Here is a 21,503-nt window from a genome sequence, read left to right as displayed (position 1 = left end):
GCTTCTGGCGGCTCAACCGTTTCGCGGCAATCATCCTGGCTCCGTACTTCGCTTGGGTCAGTTTCGCTGCCGCACTGACTTGGGCAACTTGGCGCGCCAACCCAACAATGCTTGGATAGGTGCGCTCGGAGTAAACACCGAAGGCATCACCGCCCCGGGGAGACAAGTCAACATGGGTGAAGTGCTAGGACTGGTTGTGGTCGCTCCAGTCATTGAGACATTGCTTCTGGCGGCCATTCTTTGGGTTCTGTCTTTGCTCTCCCAGAATCTGCTTCTGGTCGCAGCAGCAAGTGCCGTCATCTGGGCTGGCTTTCATGCCACTTTCGGCGCGCTCTGGTTCTTCGGCACCGTATGGAGCTTCTTCGTGTTCTCATGTGCCTACTTGACCTGGAGGAAGGTTTCATTCCCTCGCGCGTACTTCGCAGCCGCTCTGCCTCATGCATTTGTCAATCTCACAGTCGTGCTCATTCTCTGGGGCACCGAGATTGCTGCCTGACTCCCCCGCCCAGGCGCCTTCACTTCACACCTCAGGCCGTGGGCGGCGACAGACCACGGCGTGGCACCGGGGTGGAAAAAACGATGGAGGTCCTGGTTTCGCCATAGATGTTGATCTGGGCAATCAGCGCTTCAAGATGTGGCAGGTCGGTGGCCACCAGCGTCATCAGGTAGGAGTCGGCGCCACTCACGTGATGGCACTCCAGCACATCGGGCATTTGCAACAGTTTGTCGATCAGCTGGCGCTTGCCGGGCTGCGGCACCTGGATGCCCACAATGGCGCGCACGCCATACCCGACAGCGTTGGGTGACACCTCGGCGTGGTAGCCGCTGATGACCCCAGCCTCTTCCAGGCGCTTGAGCCGCTCGGCCGTGGCGGGCAGTGACAGATTGGCCGCCTGTGCCAGCGCCTTGAGCGGCTGGCGGCCATCGGCTTGCACGGCTTGGAGCAGGCGCCAGGACTTCTCGTCGATCTGCATCATGAAAAATGTCAAAAACTGGCAATTTACCTGAATTATTCTTGCCAAATGGTCTTTTTTCCTGAATTTTGATATTCAGCGTGCCAAGAGGCCTGTTTAGCATCATGGGCATGACAACCGATACACTTTTTCTTTTTCTCAAAGCGCTGGCGCTGGGGGTGCTGATCGCCGCGCCGGTCGGCCCGATTGGGCTGCTGACCATCCAACGCACGCTGGACCTGGGCCGCCGTGCCGGGCTGGCCACCGGCCTGGGCGCGGCCCTGGCTGACGCGGTGTACGGTGCGGTGGGGGCCTTCGGTGTCACGCAGGTGATTCACTGGCTGGTCAGCGCCCGCGTGTGGCTGGCGTTGGGTGGCGGCGCCATGCTGTTGTGGATGGCCTGGCGCATCGTGACGCAACCGCTGGCCGAACAAGCCGCACCGTTGCCAAGCCGCGCCGATTTGTTGCGTTGTCTGGCTGGCACGTTTGTGCTGACGCTGTCCAACCCGGCCACCATTTTGTCGTTCATCGCCGTGTTCGCCGCCATGGCCGCAGGTGCCCAGCAGGTGGTGACACCATTGCCCATGGTGTCTGGCGTGCTGGTGGGCTCAGCCTTGTGGTGGCTGGTGTTGTCGAGCATCGTGAGCCATTGGCGCCATCACTTCAGCACCGTTTGGCGTCGGCGGATCAACCAGGTGTCAGGCACCCTGCTGGCGGGCTTTGCCCTGTGGCAATGGGTCAGCGTTTTTGGGGGGCAGTGACACCCCTGGAAACCGACTATTTTTTAAGCAAAAACGGGCCTTAGCCCGGTTGGAATATGCCTTATTAGCTATGATTTATATAGCATTCATCGGTCAAAACGCTCGATGCGCTTGGGTTCCACGTCGGTGATGTCCGTCACTTCGGCATCCACCACTTTACCCGGCGTTGCATTACCAGGCTGGGCGGGGCCATGCGGGTAAAACCGTTGCCAGGCGGCTTGCCGCTTCATCTGAAACGTCCAGGGGCTGACCGGCTGGCCAGTCAATTTGGCCCACAACGCCCGCAGCAGCCAGACTGCCAGCACCAACAAGCCGGCGGCCAGCAGGCTGACAAAAAACACCGCGCCGGCCAGCAACAAGCCCAGCCGCACGACCCAGCCCAATAGTTTCAACAAAACATTCGTCAACTCAGCACTCCTTGTGAATGGGGTAGGTTGGGGCATTGCCGCCCATGACAAGGCCGCTCAGGGCTGCGCCGGCACTGCCTGCGGCTGACCGTGCAGCCGACGTGACACCGCGTAGGGCGGCAGGCCCTGCAGCATGCGCCGGCCAAAGGCCATGGACAACAGACGTTTGTCATAACAGATCACCCGCGCCTGGTCGTCCTCGGTACGGATGGCGCGGCCGGTCCATTGCAGCAGTTTGATGCCGGTGGCGGGCACCACCAGCTCGGCAAACGGGTCGCGGCCCTCGCGTTTGAGCCATTCGGCGCGTGCCTCTTCCACCGGGTCAGACGGCGGACTGAACGGCAGCTTGGCAATGAACACGGTCTCGCACAACAGACCGGGCAGGTCCAGCCCCTCGCCAAACGACTGCAGGCCAAAAATCACCGACGGCAGGCCCGCCTCGACACGGGCCTGATGGATACCCAGCAAGCGCGTGCGCGCCATCTGGCCCTGCACCAGGACCAGGTCCAGCAGCGCCGCATCCAGCGCGTCCACCGCCGCTTTCATCTGCACCCGCGAGGTGAACAGCACCAGGGCGCCGTGTGGCACCTGGCGCAGGTCGGTCAACAGGGCCGCCACCATTTCGCGGGTGTAACTCTCGACGTGGCGCGGGTCGGCAGCCGTTTCCACCACCACCAGCTGGCCTTGGGTGCGGTAATCAAACGGGCTGGCCACGGCCAGCGTGGACACCTGCGGCAAACCGTCGAGCCCGGATTCACCCAGAAAGTAGTCAAAGCTGCCACAGCTGGTCAGCGAGGCCGAGGTCACCACCGCGCCGCGCACCTGGCTCCACAACTGGCGACGCAGCAAGTCACCCGGAACGATCGGGCAGGCATGGGCGCTCAAACTCACCAGGCCACTGCTGGTGTCGGACTTGAGCCATTTGGCCATCGGCTGGGCCTCGTGCGCCAGCAGCATGGTACTGGTCCCCAGCACGCTGTTGAGCTTGGGTGCCATCTGGCCCAGCTTGGCGTATTGGACCGAACATTGCGCGGCTTGGGACGGGTCTTCCTTGGCGCGCAGCTTGAGTTCAGCACCCAGGGCTTCCAACACGTCAGACAGGCCGCGGGCATGGCCCTGGATCAGGGTCATGGGCTCCACCAGAGCCTCGGGCAGCTGGCCGTCCTTGAACCGGTGCACCACGTCATAACTGGTGGCCACCACGCGCAGCAGGTCCATGGCGATACGACCGGCATCCAGCATGGCGGTTTTGAGTTGCTGGGCCAGCGTGGTCACGTCCTGGGCCACGGCATAACCCAGTTTTTCGGCCACATCCAGCAGAATGCGCGGCAGCTTGTCGAGCCAGCGCAGGCCGCTGAGGTCCATGGCCCCGGAAAACTGGTCCAGCGCCACGGCCGGTAGGTGGTGGCCTTCGTCAAACACCAGCAGGCAGTTGTCCAGATCGGGCAGCGCTTTCATGCCCAATGAGGCCAGCACCAGGTCGTGGTTGGCCACAATCACCTGGGCCTGCGCCAGTTGGGTGCGGGCGTTGTAATAGCTGCAGTCCCGAAACCGCGGGCAATGTCGGGCAGTGCAGGTGTGGCGTTCGGCCGCGACGGTGGCCCAGTCACGCGGATCAGGCTGCTCGGCCAGGCTGTCGCGGTCACCGTCCCAGCGGCCCGCCGCCAGCGCCGAAGCCAGCGTGTCATAGAGCTGCATGCGGCGTTCTTCGGGGTCTTGCCAGTCCTGGCCTTTGAGCTGTTTGCCATAGGTAGTTGGCGAGGGTGGCGCATCTTCATCCACACCAAACAGCTCGCTGCCTTCGTCACCGCCGGCACCGGCCAAACGCTCCAGCTTGAGTTTGCACACATAACGGCCGCGGCCCTTGGCCAGGGCGTAGACAAACGGGGTGTCCAGCACGGCTGCCAGGGCCGGCAGGTCCTTGGTCATCAATTGCTCTTGCAGTGCCACCGTGGCGGTGGACACCACCACCCGGGTCTTGCGCGCCAACGCCATGGCGACGGTGGTGGCCAGGTAGGCGGCGGACTTGCCCACGCCAGTACCGGCCTGGATCACCGCAATGGCTTTGTCGGGATGGGGCTGATCACCCAGGCTGATGCCGTGCAAGGCCTGGGCAATGCGCTCCGCCATGTCACGCTGGCCGGGCCGGGAACGAAAACCCGGCGTGGCAGCGACCATCTGGTCAAACGCTGCCAGCGACAAGTCGGCCAAAGACGGATCATTCAACATGGCACCTGCCAAGGCAATGGAATAAGTGCGCTGCACCGGTGGGTGAACGTACAAAAAAGACAAAGGGCTTAGCACCTTTCGATGCTAAGCCCTTGATTTTATTGGTCGGTGTGAAAGGATTCGAACCTTCGACCCCTTGCACCCCATGCAAGTGCGCTACCAGGCTGCGCCACACACCGAAGCTGATGATTATAACGTGACCGCAGACGTTTCTCAGAACTCATCGAGCAGAAGTTCGCGAATTTCACCGAGTTCGTGGCGCACCTGCAGCCAAGGGTCTGGTGTGGATGCCAAGTCCGGCATCTGCGACAGGTTCTGCACATCGTTTAACGAGACATCACTGACTTCGATCACCTCAACACCGTCAAGAAAAACCTCCCCATGGCGCGACTTGTCACGCTCAGCCTGCAACAGCTCCTGCATCTTGTTGCGCGCACCACTGATGGTGAAACCCTGGTCGTACAACAAGTCCCGGATGCGGCGGATCATCAACACTTCATGGTGTTGGTAATAGCGACGGTTACCGCGTCGCTTCATCGGGCGCAGCTGCGTGAACTCCTGCTCCCAATATCGAAGCACATGTGGCTTGACACCGCACAGATCACCCACCTCACCGATGGTGAAATAGCGTTTGGCAGGGATGAGCGGGAGAGAATTCTCCATTGAAATCAATGCAATAACTGCAAAAGCTTGCAGGTTACTCTAAGTCACCAGTGCCTGTAAAGACAACCGTGAATCAATTGACGGAATCAGGCAAGAAACGCGAGGACGACGCCCCTTGCTCATGGATTTGTTCCTTGAGCTTGTGGCTGGCATGAAAAGTGACCACCCGGCGCGCCTCAATGGGAATGGCCTCGCCAGTTCGAGGATTACGCCCCGGCCGAGGCGCCTTGGTGCGAATCTGGAAATTGCCAAAGCCGGTGATCTTGACATCATTGCCGTCCACGAGACTCTGTGCAATCAGGTCAAAAAAGGCATCGATCATGTCTTTGGACTCCCGCTTGTTCAAACCAATTTGCTCAAACAGCAATTCGGCCAGTTGGGCTTTGGTCAACGCAGGCGTTTCAAGAGATTCAACAGTGATATCCATGGAGACTCGTTGTGTTTACGACACGATATGGCACAGGGTCAGGCGCGCTGACGGGCACCCACCTGAGCGACAAGTGATGCCACCACCGCAGCCACGGCAGAATCAATCTGCGTTTCAGTCAAGGCAGCGTCCTGCGCGTTCAGCGTCAGACGAACCGCCATGCTCTTTTCAGCAGTTGGGGCCACGCCGTCCAAACTGGGTTTTGGACGGTAAATATCAAACAACACAGCGTCACGCAGCAGCCCGTTGACTGGTGCCGCCCAGATGGCTTGCATCAGGGCATCGTGGGTGACCTTTTCGTCGACCAGCACAGCGATGTCACGCTCCACGGATTGAAATTTGGCAACAACCTGGGCACGAGGAACCTCGCGACGCAACACAGTCGCCAAGTCCATCTCAAACATCACCGGCGCCTGGTTCAGGTCGTAGGACTGCCGCCACTTGGGATGCAGTTCACCAACAAAACCTACATCGACACCATCCAGGACCACCCTGGCGCAGCGTCCCGGATGCATGGCCGGATGTTGTGCCGGGACAAAGGACAACCTGGCAGGAGCCAGCAGAGCCTCCAGATCACCTTTGACATCGTAAAAATCAACAGGGCGCTCCTTGACACCCCACTCAAGCGTATCACTGGCCCCAACAGCCAATCCTGCCAGACGCATGGGCTGGTCAAACCCCTTGACGGTGGTGTCGGTACTGGTCACGGAGGGATCACGCAAAAAAACCCGTCCCATCTCAAACACCCGTACACGCTGTGCCTTGCGATCCTGGTTGAACTTCAAAACCTGCAACAACGAGCCCAATAAGGATGAACGCATCACGCTCATTTGGCTGGCAATGGGGTTGAGCAACTTGATCGGATTCGGGTTACCGGCCAGTTCACGTTCCCAGCGTTCGTCCACAAAACTGAAGTTGATGGTTTCCTGGTAACCCAACGCAGCCACGGCACGGCGTACAGCAAATTCGCCGCGCTGCGCCTCCGAACGAACTTTGGCGGTAATAGGCGCCTGAGGCGGTGTCGCCGGCAAGTTGTCATAACCCACGACCCGGGCCACTTCCTCAATCAGGTCTTCTTCGATCTGCAGGTCAAAGCGGTAAGTCGGAGGTGTCACCGACAACACACCGTCACCCTCCACCACCGGCAGACCCAGACCAGACAGCGCCTTGGCACACTGAGTCTGCGTCAACGGCATGCCAAGCACCTTGCTGGCCCGGGCCACCCGCAGGTTCACAACGGCTGGTTTAGGCATGGACACCTGCTGATCATCAATCGGGCCACAAACGGTTTGTGGGGTGCCGCAGATCTCAAGGACCAGTTGGGTGATGCGCTCAATGTGTTCCACTGTCAGGTCAGGATCAACGCCACGCTCAAACCGGTGACCAGCATCGGTTGAAAAATTGAACCTGCGTGAACGCCCGGCAATCGCCTTGGGCCACCAGAAAGCCGCTTCAATGTAAATATTTTGCGTCTCATCAGACACGGCAGTGGCGTCGCCACCCATGATGCCGGCCAATGACTCCACCTGCACGTCATCGGCAATCACACCGACCTGGGCATCCACGGTGATCGTGTTGCCATTGAGCAATTTGAGCTGCTCCTCAACCTGGCCCCAGCGCACATCCAGACCACCATGGATTTTGTCAAGGTCAAAAATATGCGACGGACGCCCCAATTCAAACATCACATAGTTGGAAATGTCGACCAGGGCTGTCACACTACGCTGGCCGCAACGCGCCAGCCGCTCGACCATCCAGCCTGGCGTCGTTGCACGGGGATTGATGCCACGGACCACACGACCAGAGAAGCGCCCGCAGAGATCCGGTGCACTGACCTTGACCGGCAGCACTTCCTCTGTTGTCACTGATGTGACCGGAAAGGTGGGTGCAGCCAAGGGGGCTCCTGTCAGGGCAGAAACTTCACGCGCCACCCCGTACACGCTCAGGCAATGCGCCAGATTGGGCGTCAGTTTGAGCGTCAGCAGCGTGTCGTCCAGATTCAGGTGCTGGCGAATGTCTTGCCCCACCTGAGCGTCTGGTGAAAGTTCCAGCAAGCCGCCGTGGTCCTCAGAGAGCTTCAGTTCACGTGCCGAACACAGCATGCCAAAGCTTTCGACCCCGCGCAGCTTGCCAACCTTGATCAAAAACGGCTGGCCATCCTCACCGGGAGGCAACTCGGCTCCCACCAGCGCACAGGGGACCTTGATGCCAGCACGGGCATTGGGCGCTCCGCAAACAATCGTCAGAGGCGCGGCCTGCCCCACATCCACTTGACAAACACGCAGACGGTCGGCGTTGGGGTGCTGAACAGCCTCCTTGATTTCCCCCACCACGATGTGGCTGAATGGAGGCGCCACTGGTTTGAGTTCTTCCACCTCCAAACCGGCCATGGTCAAGGTGTCAGACAGTTGTGTGGTGTTCAAAGGTGGGTTGCAGAATTCACGCAACCAGGATTCAGGAAATTGCATAGTCGTTTATTGGGGTCGGACAACGTGGATCGAAACGCTAGAACTCGCAGGCAAGCAAGTGTTAGCGGAATTGCGACAGAAAACGAATGTCGCCGTCAAAGAACAGACGCAGATCATTCACACCATAACGGAGCATCGTGAACCGGTCCACCCCCATACCAAAAGCAAACCCGATGTAACGCTCGGGATCAAGTCCCATGTTGCGAATCACATTGGGGTGCACCTGACCGGAACCACCGACCTCCAGCCAACGACCTGCAAGTGCGCCACTTTGAAACTGGATGTCAATCTCGGCACTGGGCTCGGTGAATGGGAAAAAGCTGGGACGGAAACGCAGTACCAGATCATCCTGTTCAAAAAGTGTTCGGCAAAAATCCGTGAGGACAAACTTCAAATCCTTGAAGCTGATGTTCTCCCCGACCCACAGACCTTCACACTGGTGAAACATGGGGGAATGCGTGGCATCACTGTCCACGCGGTAGGTACGCCCTGGCGCAATGACGCGAATTTCAGGCATGGCACCCGAAAAAAGGGCATTCGCAGGCACGGAACCTTCCGCAGCCATGCGGTGTTTCTTGACATGTTGTACCGCATGACGAACCTGCATCGGACTGGTATGTGTACGCAGCAGATTGGGTGCCTGTTCTGTGCCACCTTCAACGTAAAAGGTGTCATGCATGGATCGCGCCGGGTGATCTTCCGGCGTGTTCAACGCTGTGAAATTGAACCAGTCCGACTCAATCTCCGGGCCCTGCGCCACTTCAAACCCCATGGAGCCAAAAATCGCCTCAATTCTTTCCAGTGTCAGCGACACCGGGTGCAGTCCACCCGACCCGCGCTGGCGGCCAGGCAACGTCACGTCAAGCGCCTCTGCCTGCAACTGGGCCTGCAATTCGGCATCGGCAAGTGCTTGCCGGCGAGCATTCAAAGCAGCCTCGATCGCCTGTTTGGCCAGATTGATCGCCGCACCTTGTGTTTTTTTCTCTTCGACCGACAGCGCGGCCATACCTTTCATCATCTCGGTGATGCGGCCCGACTTGCCCAAATACTGGGCCTTGGTATTTTCCAGCTCAGCAGGCGTACGAGCCAATTCAAAGGCGGCCTTGGCATGTGCAACAACGGACTGTAGGTCGTTCATAAGTAATCTGATTCTTCGTCATGGAAAAAGGGCTAGTGCTCTTTCAAGCTCTAGCCCTTGTCTCTGGTACTTGGAGAGCTATCTTTTCAATAGCAAACCAATGGATACTCAAGCTGCCAGCTTGGCCTTCACCTGTTCCACGATACCGGCAAACGCTGCCATGTCATGCACGGCAATATCGCTCAAAACCTTGCGGTCGATTTCGATACTGGCTTTTTTCAGACCATTGGCAAACTGACTGTATGTCAAACCACACTGACGCGCAGCGGCATTGATACGGGCAATCCACAACTGACGGAAAACACGTTTTTTGGTACGACGGTCACGGTAGGCATATTGCCCAGCTTTCATGACCGCTTCTTTGGCGATCCGGAAAACATTACCGCGACGACCACGGAAACCTTTTGCAAGGGCCAGAACTTTTTTATGGCGGGCGCGAGCCGTTACACCACGTTTGACGCGAGGCATGTGATTACTCCTTGTTCGTCGTTAATTAAATACCACGGCCTGGCAGCATCTGCGCCATGTGACCCATATTGGTCTCATGAACAGCAGTAGCACCACGCAATTGGCGTTTATTTTTGGTGGTCTTCTTGGTCAGAATGTGACGTTTGAAGGCTTGACCGCGTTTAACGGTACCACCTGGACGGACGCGGAAGCGTTTCTTCGCCGCGCTTTTAGTCTTCATTTTGGGCATCTTCATGCTCCTTTTTACATTGTGCTCGTGAGGCGTCTGCAAACTCCTTGCAGCCTTGATGGCCCCGAGCCACTTTTAAGCGACCGGATCAACCGGTCACTTTCGGCGGCGAGTTGAACCCACCACCTTTTGGTACATGCCTGAAAGTTCCTTTCGTCATCTTCCAGTCATATCTCAAATCCGCTCACTGCCCCGCAGGACACTGCCACGTCATCAGGACGCCGATGTCGCACTCTCAGCAGCGACAGCCTTGGGAGCAGGCTTCTTTCGCCCCGGCGCGATCATCATGATCATCTGGCGACCTTCGAGCTTAGGAAACTGCTCAACCAAAATCGAATCACCTAATTCGTCACGAATCCGGTTCAGCAGAGCCATCCCCAAATCCTGGTGAGTAATCTCACGCCCCCTGAAACGCAAAGTAATCTTGCACTTGTCACCATCAGCCAGAAAGCGCCGGATATTGCGCATCTTGATGTTGTAGTCGCCATCATCCGTGCCCGGGCGGAATTTGATTTCCTTGATGTCGATCACAGTCTGCTTGGCTTTGGCCTCCGCCGCCTTCTTCTGCTCCTGGTACTTGAACTTGCCGTAATCCATCAAACGACAAACTGGCGGCGTTGCTGTCGCAGCAATCTCCACCAAATCAACGTCCAACTCGCCCGCCATGCGCAACGCCTCCATCAGGCTGACAACACCAAGCGGCTCGTTATCCACACCAGAGAGTCGAACTTCTGGCACCATGATTTCCCGATTCAATCGGTGTTTGCGTTCTTCGCGTTGACGGCGATCACGAAATTCGGTAGCGATGACTCAATCCTTCACAAAACTGCTACAAATCTAGTAGCTTAAACCGTGCAGAACACGCAATCAGGTTTACCTCAAGTAAACCATTCAGGTCTTAGATTTGCGAGCAATGTCGGCTGATATTTTTTGCGAAAAATCCTCCAAAGACATCACTCCAAGGTCCTGACCACCTCGAGCGCGCACTGCCACGGCACCAGAAGCCATCTCTTTGTCGCCAATAACGACCAGATACGGCACCTTCTGCATCGAGTGCTCCCGTATTTTATACGTGATTTTCTCGTTACGCAGATCAGTCTGTACTCTAAACCCTTGATTTAGCAGCGTTTTAGCGACGTTTTGGGCATATTCACCCTGTGCATCTGTGATGTTGAGCACCACAACCTGAACCGGTGCCAACCAAGTTGGTATTGCACCCGCCGTTTCCTCAATCAAGATACCGATAAACCGTTCCAGACTACCGACGATGGCGCGGTGCAACATGATGGGACGATGGCGGGCACCATCCTCCCCCACATATTCCGCTTCCAGGCGTTCGGGCAGATTGGGGTCCACTTGAATCGTGCCACACTGCCACGGCCGGCCAATCGCATCTTTCAGCGTGTATTCGATTTTGGGGCCGTAAAAAGCGCCCTCGCCTGGCAGATAGTCAAAGTCACAGCCGGAAGCGCGCAAGCCTTCTGCCAAGGCATTTTCGGCACGGTCCCAGCTTTCCTCTGAGCCAATGCGCTTTTCAGGCCGCGTGGACAGTTTGTAGATGATGTTGGTGAAACCAAAATCCTTGTAGACCTTTTGCAGCAACGTCGTGAACGCGACCACTTCCGACTGAATCTGTTCTTCGGTACAAAAGATGTGCCCGTCGTCCTGGGTAAAGGCACGCACCCGCATGATGCCGTGCAGGCCTCCGGTTGGTTCATTGCGGTGGCACTGACCAAACTCACCAAATCGCAATGGCAACTCGCGGTAACTCTTGATGCCCTGCTTGAAAATCAGGATGTGGCCCGGACAGTTCATCGGCTTGAGCGCGTAATCGCGCTTTTCGCTTTCTGTGACAAACATGTTTTCGCGGTACTTGTCCCAATGCCCGGTCTTTTCCCACAAACTCTGATCCAGGATTTGTGGCCCCTTGACCTCCTGATAACCATTGTCGCGATAGACCTGACGCATATATTGCTCGACTTGCTGCCACAACGTCCAGCCCTTGGGGTGCCAGAACACCGTGCCCGGAGAATACTCGTCAATATGAAACAGATCCAGCTCACGACCTAGTTTGCGGTGATCACGCTTCTCGGCTTCTTCAAGCATCTTCAAATGCTGTTGCAGGTCTTCTTTTGACGCCCAGGCAGTGCCATAAATGCGTTGCAACATTTCATTGCGATGGTCACCACGCCAGTAGGCACCAGCCACCTTCATCAGCTTAAAGTGCCTGAGCTTGCCCGTACTCGGCACGTGCGGGCCACGGCACAAGTCTTCAAAGTCACCCTCACGGTACAAGCTGACATCTTCATTGGCCGGAATGCTGGCGATGATCTCAGCCTTGTAATGTTCACCCAACCCCTTGAAGTAAGCCACTGCCTCGTCACGCGGCAACACGCGGCGCAACACCGGTTCATCCTTGGCAGCCAACTCTGTCATGCGTTTTTCAATGACCGCCAAATCCTCCAGGGTGAATGGCCGCTCAAAGGAAAAATCGTAGAAAAATCCGTTTTCAATCACCGGACCAATCGTCACCTGGGCTTTCGGAAACAACTGTTTGACAGCGTAAGCCAGCAAATGCGCCGTTGAATGACGAATCACCTCCAGCCCTTCGGCATCCTTGGCGGTGATGATGGATAACTTGGCATCGGCATCCATCGTGTAGCTGGCATCCACCACCTTTCCGTCGACCTTGCCAGCCAGCGCCGCCTTGGCCAGACCGGAGCCGATGGATGCAGCAACTTCAGCCACCGTCACCGGACCGGGAAAGTCACGTTGCGAACCGTCGGGAAGAGTGATTTGAACCATGATGATCAGATGATGTTGATTGAACAAAAAAAAACGCGGATCCGTCCGCGTTTTACTATTATTTATGAAGCGCTTTGTGCACAAGGCACGCGGGCTACGGCCTTATTTCTTCAATAAACTTGCCGTTGTAGTTCGCGGTGTCATAACCCGTGCGCCTTTCTTGCTCTTGTCAATTGGTTAGGTGGATGATTTTAACCGCAGTCTTGGCGATTCAAAAAAAACGGGCCGTTTGCTACAAACGGCCCGCCCCAGCCTCCTCAGGCTATATCGAAACCAAGTCGATTAATGGAACTGTTCTTCTTCTGTCGAACCGGTCAACGCTTTCACGCTGGACGAACCACCCTGAATGACGGTGGTCACATCGTCAAAATAACCGGCACCCACTTCCTGCTGGTGCGACACAAAGGTGTAACCCTGCTCACGAGCCTTGAATTCAGGCTCTTGCACCATGTTGGTGTAATGTTTCATACCCTCGCCATTGGCATAAGCATGAGCAAACTGGAAGGTGTTGAACCAGTTGATATGGATACCGGCCAAAGTGATGAACTGGTACTTGTAACCCAGGGCTGACAGGTCTTCCTGGAACGAAGCGATCTGGCTGTCGCTGAGGTTCTTCTTCCAGTTGAAAGAAGGCGAGCAGTTGTACGACAACAGCTTGCCGGGGCAAGCGGCCTGCACGGCTTGTGCAAATTCGCGGGCAAAACCGATGTCAGGCACACCGGTCTCGCACCACACCAGGTCAGCGTAGGGGGCATAAGCCACGCCACGGCTGATGGCTTGCTCAAGACCGTTCTTGACACGGTAAAAACCTTCTTGCGTGCGCTCACCGGTCAGGAAGGGCTTGTCATTGGCGTCGTAGTCCGAAGTCAACAAGTTGGCAGCTTCCGCATCAGTACGCGCCAAAACGATGGTGGGAACCCCCATCACGTCAGCAGCAAAACGTGCGGAAATCAGCTTCTCAACAGCTTCTTGTGTCGGAACCAGCACCTTGCCACCCATGTGACCACACTTCTTCACGGCAGCGAGCTGGTCTTCAAAGTGAACACCCGCAGCGCCAGAGGCAATCATGTTCTTCATCAGCTCGAAAGCATTCAACACCCCGCCGAAACCTGCTTCAGCGTCCGCCACGATCGGCAGGAAGTAATCCACAAAACCCTCATCGCCGGGATTGATACCGCGCGACCATTGGATTTCGTCTGCGCGCTTGAAAGTGTTGTTGATACGACGCACCATAGTCGGCACGGAGTCATAAGCGTACAGCGACTGGTCTGGATACATGGTCTCAGAGGTATTGCCGTCTGCGGCCACTTGCCAGCCAGACAGGTACACAGCTTCCAGGCCAGCCTTGGCCTGTTGCATGGCCTGACCAGCGGTGATAGCACCAAAAGCATTCACATAACCCTTCTTGGCACCACCATTGACCTTGGTCCACAGTTTTTCAGCGCCGTTTTTGGCCAAGGTGTACTCAGGCTGCAAGCTGCCACGCAGACGCACCACATCGGCAGCGCTGTAGCCGCGCTTGACGAGCTTCCAGCGGGGATTGGTCGCCCAGTCTTTTTCCAGGGCAGCGATTTGTTGTTCACGGGTCATTTGCGTCATGAGAACACTCCTAAGTTGATTAAAACAGTCTCGTCAAACTCGGATTGAGCATTGATGAATTGGCATTCATTCTAAGTCTTCTATAAGACTGAATTTAAATCTTATGTCTTATAGAAGACATTTATTTATTTTAAACAAATCAACAACTTACAGAGATAATTTCTCAATATGAGATTGAATTTTTTACAATGAGAAAAATAGACAATGCCAAGAGCACATCATTTTTTGCCATGCAAAAAACTATTTTTACATGGCGAAATCAAAAAATGCCTGCATAGTGCTGCAGTTCCCATTCACTCACAGCAAGGCTGTACGCCCGCCATTCCCGGGATTTGATCTGGATGAATTGACGGCAGAAATCGAGCCCGATGGCATTCCGAAGAACCTCGTTTTCCGCCAGCGCCTGCACAGCACGGCCAAGATCAGCAGGCAGGCGCCCCGGCATGGGCAGCCCCTGGGCGTCCCGTTCGTACAAATCCTCTGCACAGGCCGGTGGCACTGGCAGGCACCGGTCGATGCCATCCAGACCGGCAGCCAAGGTAGCAGCAATGGCTGCATAGATATTGCAGGACGAATCGGGCAGGCGCCACTCCACCCGACCCGCAACGATTCGAGCCAGACAGGTTCGATTGTTATCGCCATACGCCTTCCAGACTGGCGACCAAGTCGTCCCGGAAGCGCTGTCACTGCACGCCAGGCGTTTGTAACTGTTGACCGTCGGTGCACACAAGGCACTCAAAGCATCTGCATGATGCAACAAGCCGGCGACAAAGCCATAACCTGCAGCACTGAGCTGCAGTGCATCCGCTTGATCGGTAAAAATGGGCCGCCCTTGTCCGTCCGTCAAGCTCAAGTGAAAATGCAAACCACTGCCCGGCGCATTGGCAAAAGGCTTGGGCATACAGCTGAACACCGCATCATGTTGCGCCGCAATGGCATGCGCGGTTATCTTGAACAACATGTACCGATCCGCCGCGGCCAGAGCATGGTCAAAACGGTAGTTGATCTCGTATTGGCCGCAGGCGTCCTCATGATCCATCTGCTGCAGTTCAAACCCTAGGTGTGTCAATGACTGGCGCATGTCATCCAGGAATCTGAAGTTGCGGTGAATGGCCTTCAAGTCGTACGAGGGCTTGTCCAGCATGTCCTGTTCATCGGCACGCTGCCATTGCCCCTGCGCATTCTGGCGCAACAGGAAAAACTCCGGCTCCACCCCCACCCACAGCGTCCACCCTCGCTCTTCGATACGTCTTAATTGATGCTTGAGAAGCTGGCGCGAACAAGTCGCCAAGGGCTGGCCACCAGCATAACCATCACAAACCGCATGCGCCACACCCGGCAGATAAGGCAGCGGACGCAAAGAATCCAGTTGCACCCGCCCGTAGTATTCGCTGCGCGCACCAAAACGCCCCAGCCCAGTCCCCCAAATGCTCGGGCCGGCAAAACCAGCGCCTGTCGTTACCCATTCATGCAAATTTTGCAGAGGCACCAACTTGCCCTTGGCAACCCCAAACAAGTCGCAGAACTGGGGCAACACACTGTGAATACCCTGTGCCGACAACCTGTCGATGGCGGCTTGAATGGCATCAGCCGAAGATATTGACACCGTCATTTTGCGAACCTGGTCTGATCAAACCGGGCTGTCAATGCGGATCCAGGTGGTCTTGGTTTCGGTGTACTTGTCAAAGGCATGCAGCGACTTGTCTCGGCCGACACCACTCTGTTTGTAACCACCAAAAGGCACGGTGATGTCGTCCTCGTCATACTGATTCACATGCACCGTGCCGGCACGCAGAGCACGCGCCACACCATGGGCCTTGTTGATGTCACGTGTCCACACGGCGGCCTGCAGGCCATAGACACTCTGGTTGGCTTGACGCACCACGTCTGCCGCATCGGTAAAAGACAACACCGACAAAACCGGGCCAAAAATCTCTTCACGAGCAATCGCCATCCCGGATGTCACACCGGCAAAGATGGTGGGCTGCACATAAAAGCCGCCCGTCTGTGTCAAGGCCTGCTCGCCGCCATAAAGCAGACTGGCGCCCTCAGCCTTGCCAGTGTCCACATAACGCAGCACCGTGTCCATCTGTGTCCGGTCAACAATGGCACCCATGACCGTCGCCGAATCCAGCGGATTGGCTGGTGCATAACGTGGCGCCAGTGCCAAGGCCTTTTCCAGGAACCGGTCCTGGATACCAGCCTCCACATACAAACGCGACGGCGCATTGCAACTTTCACCTTGGTTGAAAAATATGCTGCCCACCGCTGCCTCAACCGCTTTGTCCAGATCAGGGCAATCGGCAAACACGATGTTGGGCGACTTGCCTCCAAGCTCGGTCCAGGCACGTTTCAGATTGCTCTGCCCCGCCATCACATGGATTTGTTTGCCCACCCTGGTCGAACCGGTAAAAGCAATACAGTCCACATCCATATGCAAGGCCAGAGGTGATCCCGCTTCGACACCATAACCTGGCACCACGTTGAGAACACCAGGCGGCAAACCGGCCTCCAGAGCCAGTTCAGCCAGGCGCAGTGCCGTCAAAGGAGACTTCTCGCTGGGTTTGAGCACCACGGAATTCCCTGCCGCCAGAGCCGGCGCAATCTTCCAGGCCGCCATGATCATGGGGTAGTTCCAGGGCACGATGACCCCGATCACGCCCATCGGCTCACGGGTGATCAGCGCCAGTGCGGTACTGGCTGTTGGGGCGATTTCGTCATAAATTTTGTCAACGGCTTCTCCATACCAGCGAATGCAATTGGCCGCACTGTTGACGTCCACGGCACGGGCATACCGGATAGGTTTGCCCATATCCAGCGTCTCCATCAACGCCAGTTCGTCGGCGTGGACCAGCAATTGATCAGCAAACTTGATCAACACCCGCTTGCGCGCCGCCGGCGCCATGCCGCTCCAGCGGCGGTCTTCAAAGGCCGCCCGAGCGGCAGCTACCGCCGCGTCAACATCAGCCTGCTGACAACGCGCCACCGTGGTGAGCAAACGCCCGTCCACCGGAGAAATACAGTCAAACGTGGCACGGTCCCGTGCGTCCACCCGCTCACCGTTGATCCAAGCGCGCCCATCAAATTGTTGATTCACCATATTGACCTCATGCCATTAAAAATGTGGTACCAGCCGTGCCCGGTCCGACCGAGCTGACAGGATTCAGGACGACTGCAATGCCACCAGTTCAGCGCGGGTAGCCGCGGCGATCTCACGTTCACGCCGACGTGTCTGGCGAGCCACCCACACGCTGTAGCCGATCACGACCAGCGTGACCGACACAATCAGCAAGGTCGCTGCGGCGTAAATCGTGGGGTTGATGCCACGCCGGGCATAACCAAAAATGACTTGTGGCAGCGTATTCACACCCGGGCCCGAGAGAAATTCGGAAATCACCACATCATCAAACGACAGGGTGAAAGCCAGCAGGTAGGCCGCAAAAATGGCCTGCAGGATATTGGGCATGGTGATCAGAAAAAACACCTGATAGGGCTTGGCCCCCAGGTCCATGGCCGCCTCTTCAATGGCGCGGTTCATCTCAAGCAAGCGTGACTGCACCACCACCATGCCGTAGGCCATGCCCAGCAGCGTATGTCCCAACACGATGGTCAACATACCGCGCTCGGGCCAACCCAAGGCATTCTGCACACCCACCATCAACAACAACAGCGACAGGCCGATCACCACCTCCGGCATGACCAAGGGGGCATTTACCATGCCCGAAAACAGGGTCCGACCGACAAAACGGCGATAACGCACCAGCACAAAAGCGGCAAATGTCGCCAACACGGCGGAAGCAACACCGGCTGCCGTGGCCACCTTCACCGACAGCCAGAAACCTTCGACGATTTTGGTGTCGTGCATCAAGGCCTCGTACCAACGCAGCGACAAGCCGGTGAATTCGGCATCCTGACGAGTGCTGTTGAACGAAAACACCACCATGAAAAATAGCGGCATGTACAGAAACAGAAACGTCACTGCCATCCATGCCTTGCCAAAATGCCGGTTCAGCCAATTGTTCATCTCAGCACCTCAATGACGAGTTTCAGCGGCCACGCCGGTAAAGTGGTAATAGATGGCCAGAGGGATCACGATCAGGCCAATCATCACCACCGCCAGCGCGGACGCACGGGGCCAATTGTTGCTGGTGAACATTTCGTCCCACACCACCCGCCCAATCATGATGTTCTCTGGCCCGCCCAACAGGGACGGAATCACAAACTCACCCAAGCAAGGAATAAAAACCAGCATAAAACCAGCCACGATGCCGGCTTTGGACAAGGGCACGGTCACCAGCCAGAACGCCTTGAAAGGCGATGTCCCCAGATCGTAAGCCGCCTCCAGCAACCGAAAGTCCATCTTGACCAGGTTGGCATACAGCGGCAACACCATGAAAGGCAAATACACATAGGTCATCCCCACCAGCATGGAGACATCGGTGTAGAGCATCTGTATTGGCTCGGTCGTGAGGCCAAGCGCCATCAGGATCCGGTTCAGTACCCCCTGGTCCGCCAGAATACCCTTCCAGGCATAAACCCGCAGCAGAAACGAGGTCCAGAACGGCAGCATCACCATCATCAACAAGGCCGGCCGTACACTGGGCGCCGAGCGGGCCAGAAAATAGGAAAACGGGTACCCAATCACCAGGCACAACACCGCCGTACACAAGGCGTACCAGATCGAGCGCAGATAAGCTTCGATATAGATGGTCTGGAACAGTCCCCCCCCATCATTGGGGCGAAAAATCGACCAGTAATTCTCATACTTGAGTTTGAGCAAACCGGTTTCCGAATCCCAGATGGGCTTGAAGGGCGAAATGTCATTGCCCATGTCAACAAAGCTGATGTACAGCAGGATCAGAAACGGCAACAGAAAAAACGCGACGAGCCAGGCGTAAGGCACGCCAATCACAAAACGCTTGCCGGGGACAGGAATGTTCAACTTGCTCATGCCACCTCCGCCTCAGTCGCGCAACACCACGCCAGCCCGGTCACTCCACCAGAAGAAGACGTCGTCTTCCCAGGTGATGTTGCTGAGTTCATGACGCGAAGTGTTGGCCTCGGTGATCTTCACACGCTTGCCGTCGGTCGACTGAACGATGAAGGTGTTGTACGAACCAAAGTAGGCGATCTCCTTGACCCGGCCACTGAACACATTGTGGTCAGCGTTCGGGCGCTCCTTGCTGATCTCGATTTTTTCGGGCCGCACCGCAATCGCCACTGGCATGTTCAGGGCGCCGCTGACACCATGACCAACCTGGACTTCACCAAGACCACACTCCACCGCACAGCGGTCAGGCTCATCCACACTCAACCGGCCATCAAACAGATTCACATTGCCGATGAAATCGGCCACAAAACGGTTGGCCGGATGTTCATAAACTTCCTCCGGGGAACCCACTTGCAGCACCCGGCCCTTGCTCATGACGGCAATGCGCCCGGCCATGGTCATGGCCTCTTCCTGGTCATGGGTCACCATGACGCAGGTCACCCCCACTTTTTCAATGATGTTGACCAGTTCAAACTGGGTCTGCTCGCGCAGCTTTTTGTCCAGGGCGCCCAACGGTTCGTCCAGCAACAAGACCTTGGGCCGCTTGGCCAGGCTGCGCGCCAGCGCCACACGCTGCTGCTGTCCGCCCGACAACTGGTGCGGCTTGCGCTTGGCATAAGGCGAGAGCTGCACCAGATCCAGCATTTCACCGACACGCTGTTGGATGTCGCTCTTGGGCAAGCCTTCCCGCTTGAGGCCAAAAGCGATGTTTTCCCAAATATCGAGATGCGGAAACAACGCGTAGGACTGGAACATCATGTTGAACGGCCGCTCATACGGCGCCAACCTGGCCACATCCCGCCCGCCGAGCAAGATGCGACCGGACGTCGGCGTCTCAAACCCCGCCAGCATCCGAAGCAAAGTTGACTTGCCGCAGCCCGAACTGCCCAGCAGGGCAAAAATTTCCCCCTGCCTGATCGACAGATTCACTTCATCCACAGCCAGCGCTTCATCAAAACGCTTGACCAGCTTTTCAGTCACCAGATAGTTGTCTTTGGAATCGGTGTCAGCCATGCCCGGACCTCTGCTTTCAAATTTCAAACCGGCAAACAAAAGGGGCTGCTCATACCCTGCGTACAAACAGCCCCGTCAGTTTTGAAAAAACCGGTTTACTTGCCCTTTTTGAAACCGTTATAGGCCGTTGCCATGGCTTCACGTGCTTCGTTGCTGAAGCTGCTGGGCGGGATCATCTTGGCGAAGTAGTCAGACTCGACAAAAATGGTCTTGTTGCCGGCAATTTCAGGCTTGATTTTCTCGATCGCGGCCTTGTTGGCCGTGGGGTAGTTCATTTCATTGGCCATACGCGCGGCATTTTCGGCACGCAGGTAGAAGTCGATGAACGCATGGGCATTGTTCGGATGTTTGGCGTCCTTGGTGATGGCCATGGTGTCAAAGAAAATCAGCGCACCCGTGCTTGGCAACAGCGACTCGATTTCGTCCTTGGACTTGTTTTCCTTGGCACGATTGGCGGCCTGGTTGATGTCACCCGACCAGCCGATCGCCACGCAAGCCTTGCCACCCGCAATGTCGTCAATCATGGTGGAGCTGAACAAGCGAACATCCTTGCGCACCTTGGCCAGCATGTCAGCGGCAGCTTTGTAATCAGCGGCATCATTGGAGTAGGCGTTCTTGCCAATGTAATGCAGCGCTACCGGGATGATTTCGGTCGGAGAGTCCAGATAAGCGATACCGCAGGATTTGAGCTTGCTGGTGTATTCAGGCTTGAACACCAGGTCCCAGGCGTTTTCCGGCATGGGCAGCTTGCCCAGGGCCTTGGCGACTTTGGTCTTGTTGATCCCCACGGTGGTGAAACCCCAAGCCCATGGCACCAGATGTTTGTTGTCAGGGTCGGTATTCTTGGCCAGCGTGGCCATGATGGCCGGGTCCAGGTTGGCCAGGTTCTTGATCTTGCCCTTGTCCAGCGCCTGGAACATGCCGCCTTCGATTTGCGGCTTGGCAAACACCGAGCCGGGCACCACGATGTCGTAACCACTGTTGCCAGCCACCAACTTGGCGTGCAAGGCTTCATTGGTCTCAAAGGTGTCGTAGTTCACCTTGATACCGGTTTCTTTCTCGAACGCCGCGGTCATGCCTTCGGGAATGTAATCCGGCCAGTTGTAGACATTGAGAACTTTCTCTTCGGTGTTGACCGGCGCTGGTGCGGATGCCGGCGCACTGGCCACCGGCGCTGGGGCTGCAACAGGCGCTGGTGGTTCCTCTTTTTTGCCGCAAGCGGCCAATACCACCGCCGACAGCGCGAATGACCATAAGTACTTTTTCATCATGAAGCACACTCCGTTTGAGAG

General features: G+C 56.7%; 21 protein-coding genes and 1 tRNA gene. 3 read left to right on the top strand and 19 right to left on the bottom strand.

From position 1 onward, the window contains the following. The first annotated feature begins 29 nt into the window (after window positions 1-29). The gene (locus PHW99_RS05260; protein WP_366913059.1) at window positions 30-119 is read left to right on the top strand and encodes a hypothetical protein; all 90 of its coding nucleotides are present in this window, start codon (window positions 30-32) and stop codon (window positions 117-119) included. A 53-nt stretch (window positions 120-172) separates the two neighbouring features. Further along, on the top strand, window positions 173-496 hold the full coding sequence (locus PHW99_RS05255) for a hypothetical protein (protein WP_300174471.1): 324 nt from the start codon (window positions 173-175) through the stop codon (window positions 494-496). A 31-nt stretch (window positions 497-527) separates the two neighbouring features. Here PHW99_RS05255 and PHW99_RS05250 read toward each other — a convergent pair whose 3' ends face one another. Further along, window positions 528-974: an Lrp/AsnC family transcriptional regulator gene (locus PHW99_RS05250; protein ID WP_300174493.1), complete on the bottom strand. Its 447-nt coding sequence runs from the start codon at window positions 972-974 to the stop codon at window positions 528-530. Between the two features lie 110 nt (window positions 975-1,084). On the opposite strand from PHW99_RS05250, the gene PHW99_RS05245 reads away from it, so the two are divergent. Continuing rightward, the gene (locus PHW99_RS05245) at window positions 1,085-1,714 is read left to right on the top strand and encodes a LysE family transporter (protein WP_300174469.1); all 630 of its coding nucleotides are present in this window, start codon (window positions 1,085-1,087) and stop codon (window positions 1,712-1,714) included. A gap of 86 nt (window positions 1,715-1,800) precedes the next feature. Here PHW99_RS05245 and PHW99_RS05240 read toward each other — a convergent pair whose 3' ends face one another. The 18 genes from PHW99_RS05240 to PHW99_RS05155 form a co-directional block, all read right to left on the bottom strand. Further along, window positions 1,801-2,121, bottom strand: coding sequence for a hypothetical protein (locus PHW99_RS05240; RefSeq protein ID WP_300174467.1), 321 nt, complete (start codon window positions 2,119-2,121; stop codon window positions 1,801-1,803). A gap of 57 nt (window positions 2,122-2,178) precedes the next feature. Beyond that, window positions 2,179-4,413, bottom strand: coding sequence for an ATP-dependent DNA helicase DinG (gene dinG / locus PHW99_RS05235; RefSeq protein WP_366913053.1), 2,235 nt, complete (start codon window positions 4,411-4,413; stop codon window positions 2,179-2,181). Between the two features lie 39 nt (window positions 4,414-4,452). Continuing rightward, window positions 4,453-4,529: transfer RNA gene (locus tag PHW99_RS05230), tRNA-Pro, on the bottom strand. Between the two features lie 34 nt (window positions 4,530-4,563). Beyond that, a complete protein-coding gene (locus tag PHW99_RS05225) occupies window positions 4,564-5,013 on the bottom strand; it encodes a MerR family transcriptional regulator (protein WP_300174465.1) in 450 nt (149 codons plus the stop codon). A 73-nt stretch (window positions 5,014-5,086) separates the two neighbouring features. Next, a complete protein-coding gene (locus PHW99_RS05220) occupies window positions 5,087-5,440 on the bottom strand; it encodes an integration host factor subunit alpha (protein WP_300174463.1) in 354 nt (117 codons plus the stop codon). A gap of 38 nt (window positions 5,441-5,478) precedes the next feature. Then, window positions 5,479-7,908, bottom strand: a complete 2,430-nt coding sequence (gene pheT / locus PHW99_RS05215; RefSeq protein WP_300174461.1) for a phenylalanine--tRNA ligase subunit beta — start codon at window positions 7,906-7,908, stop codon at window positions 5,479-5,481. 61 nt (window positions 7,909-7,969) lie between these two features. Beyond that, the gene (gene pheS / locus PHW99_RS05210) at window positions 7,970-9,046 is read right to left on the bottom strand and encodes a phenylalanine--tRNA ligase subunit alpha (RefSeq protein WP_300174459.1); all 1,077 of its coding nucleotides are present in this window, start codon (window positions 9,044-9,046) and stop codon (window positions 7,970-7,972) included. A 108-nt stretch (window positions 9,047-9,154) separates the two neighbouring features. Next, window positions 9,155-9,514 (bottom strand): 50S ribosomal protein L20, encoded by a 360-nt coding sequence (rplT, locus tag PHW99_RS05205; protein WP_300174457.1) that lies wholly within the window; start codon window positions 9,512-9,514, stop codon window positions 9,155-9,157. Between the two features lie 25 nt (window positions 9,515-9,539). Beyond that, window positions 9,540-9,743, bottom strand: a complete 204-nt coding sequence (rpmI, locus tag PHW99_RS05200) for a 50S ribosomal protein L35 (protein WP_223911783.1) — start codon at window positions 9,741-9,743, stop codon at window positions 9,540-9,542. Between the two features lie 213 nt (window positions 9,744-9,956). Next, window positions 9,957-10,550 carry a translation initiation factor IF-3 gene (gene infC / locus PHW99_RS05195; RefSeq protein WP_300174489.1) on the bottom strand — a complete coding sequence of 198 codons (594 nt, stop codon included), beginning with the start codon at window positions 10,548-10,550 and terminating at the stop codon, window positions 9,957-9,959. Between the two features lie 84 nt (window positions 10,551-10,634). Further along, complete coding sequence (gene thrS / locus PHW99_RS05190; protein WP_300174455.1) at window positions 10,635-12,548, bottom strand: threonine--tRNA ligase; 1,914 nt, start codon at window positions 12,546-12,548, stop codon at window positions 10,635-10,637. A 282-nt stretch (window positions 12,549-12,830) separates the two neighbouring features. After that, the gene (gene aceA / locus PHW99_RS05185) at window positions 12,831-14,147 is read right to left on the bottom strand and encodes an isocitrate lyase (protein ID WP_300174453.1); all 1,317 of its coding nucleotides are present in this window, start codon (window positions 14,145-14,147) and stop codon (window positions 12,831-12,833) included. 259 nt (window positions 14,148-14,406) lie between these two features. Continuing rightward, window positions 14,407-15,759 carry a type III glutamate--ammonia ligase gene (gene glnT / locus PHW99_RS05180; protein ID WP_300174451.1) on the bottom strand — a complete coding sequence of 451 codons (1,353 nt, stop codon included), beginning with the start codon at window positions 15,757-15,759 and terminating at the stop codon, window positions 14,407-14,409. A gap of 18 nt (window positions 15,760-15,777) precedes the next feature. Continuing rightward, the gene (locus PHW99_RS05175; protein WP_300174449.1) at window positions 15,778-17,247 is read right to left on the bottom strand and encodes an aldehyde dehydrogenase; all 1,470 of its coding nucleotides are present in this window, start codon (window positions 17,245-17,247) and stop codon (window positions 15,778-15,780) included. A 63-nt stretch (window positions 17,248-17,310) separates the two neighbouring features. Then, window positions 17,311-18,171: an ABC transporter permease subunit gene (locus tag PHW99_RS05170; RefSeq protein ID WP_300174448.1), complete on the bottom strand. Its 861-nt coding sequence runs from the start codon at window positions 18,169-18,171 to the stop codon at window positions 17,311-17,313. Between the two features lie 9 nt (window positions 18,172-18,180). Then, window positions 18,181-19,098, bottom strand: coding sequence for an ABC transporter permease (locus PHW99_RS05165; RefSeq protein ID WP_300174447.1), 918 nt, complete (start codon window positions 19,096-19,098; stop codon window positions 18,181-18,183). Window positions 19,099-19,110: 12 nt separating this feature from the next. After that, window positions 19,111-20,211: a polyamine ABC transporter ATP-binding protein gene (potA, locus tag PHW99_RS05160; RefSeq protein ID WP_300174446.1), complete on the bottom strand. Its 1,101-nt coding sequence runs from the start codon at window positions 20,209-20,211 to the stop codon at window positions 19,111-19,113. 95 nt (window positions 20,212-20,306) lie between these two features. Next, window positions 20,307-21,479, bottom strand: a complete 1,173-nt coding sequence (locus PHW99_RS05155; RefSeq protein WP_300174487.1) for an extracellular solute-binding protein — start codon at window positions 21,477-21,479, stop codon at window positions 20,307-20,309. Window positions 21,480-21,503 lie beyond the last annotated feature (24 nt).

It is taken from the genome of Rhodoferax sp., from assembly GCF_028689305.1.
Classification (GTDB): Bacteria; Pseudomonadota; Gammaproteobacteria; order Burkholderiales; family Burkholderiaceae_C; genus Rhodoferax.
Note: the sequence above shows the minus strand (reverse complement) of the source record. Positions and strands in the feature narration are given on the sequence as shown.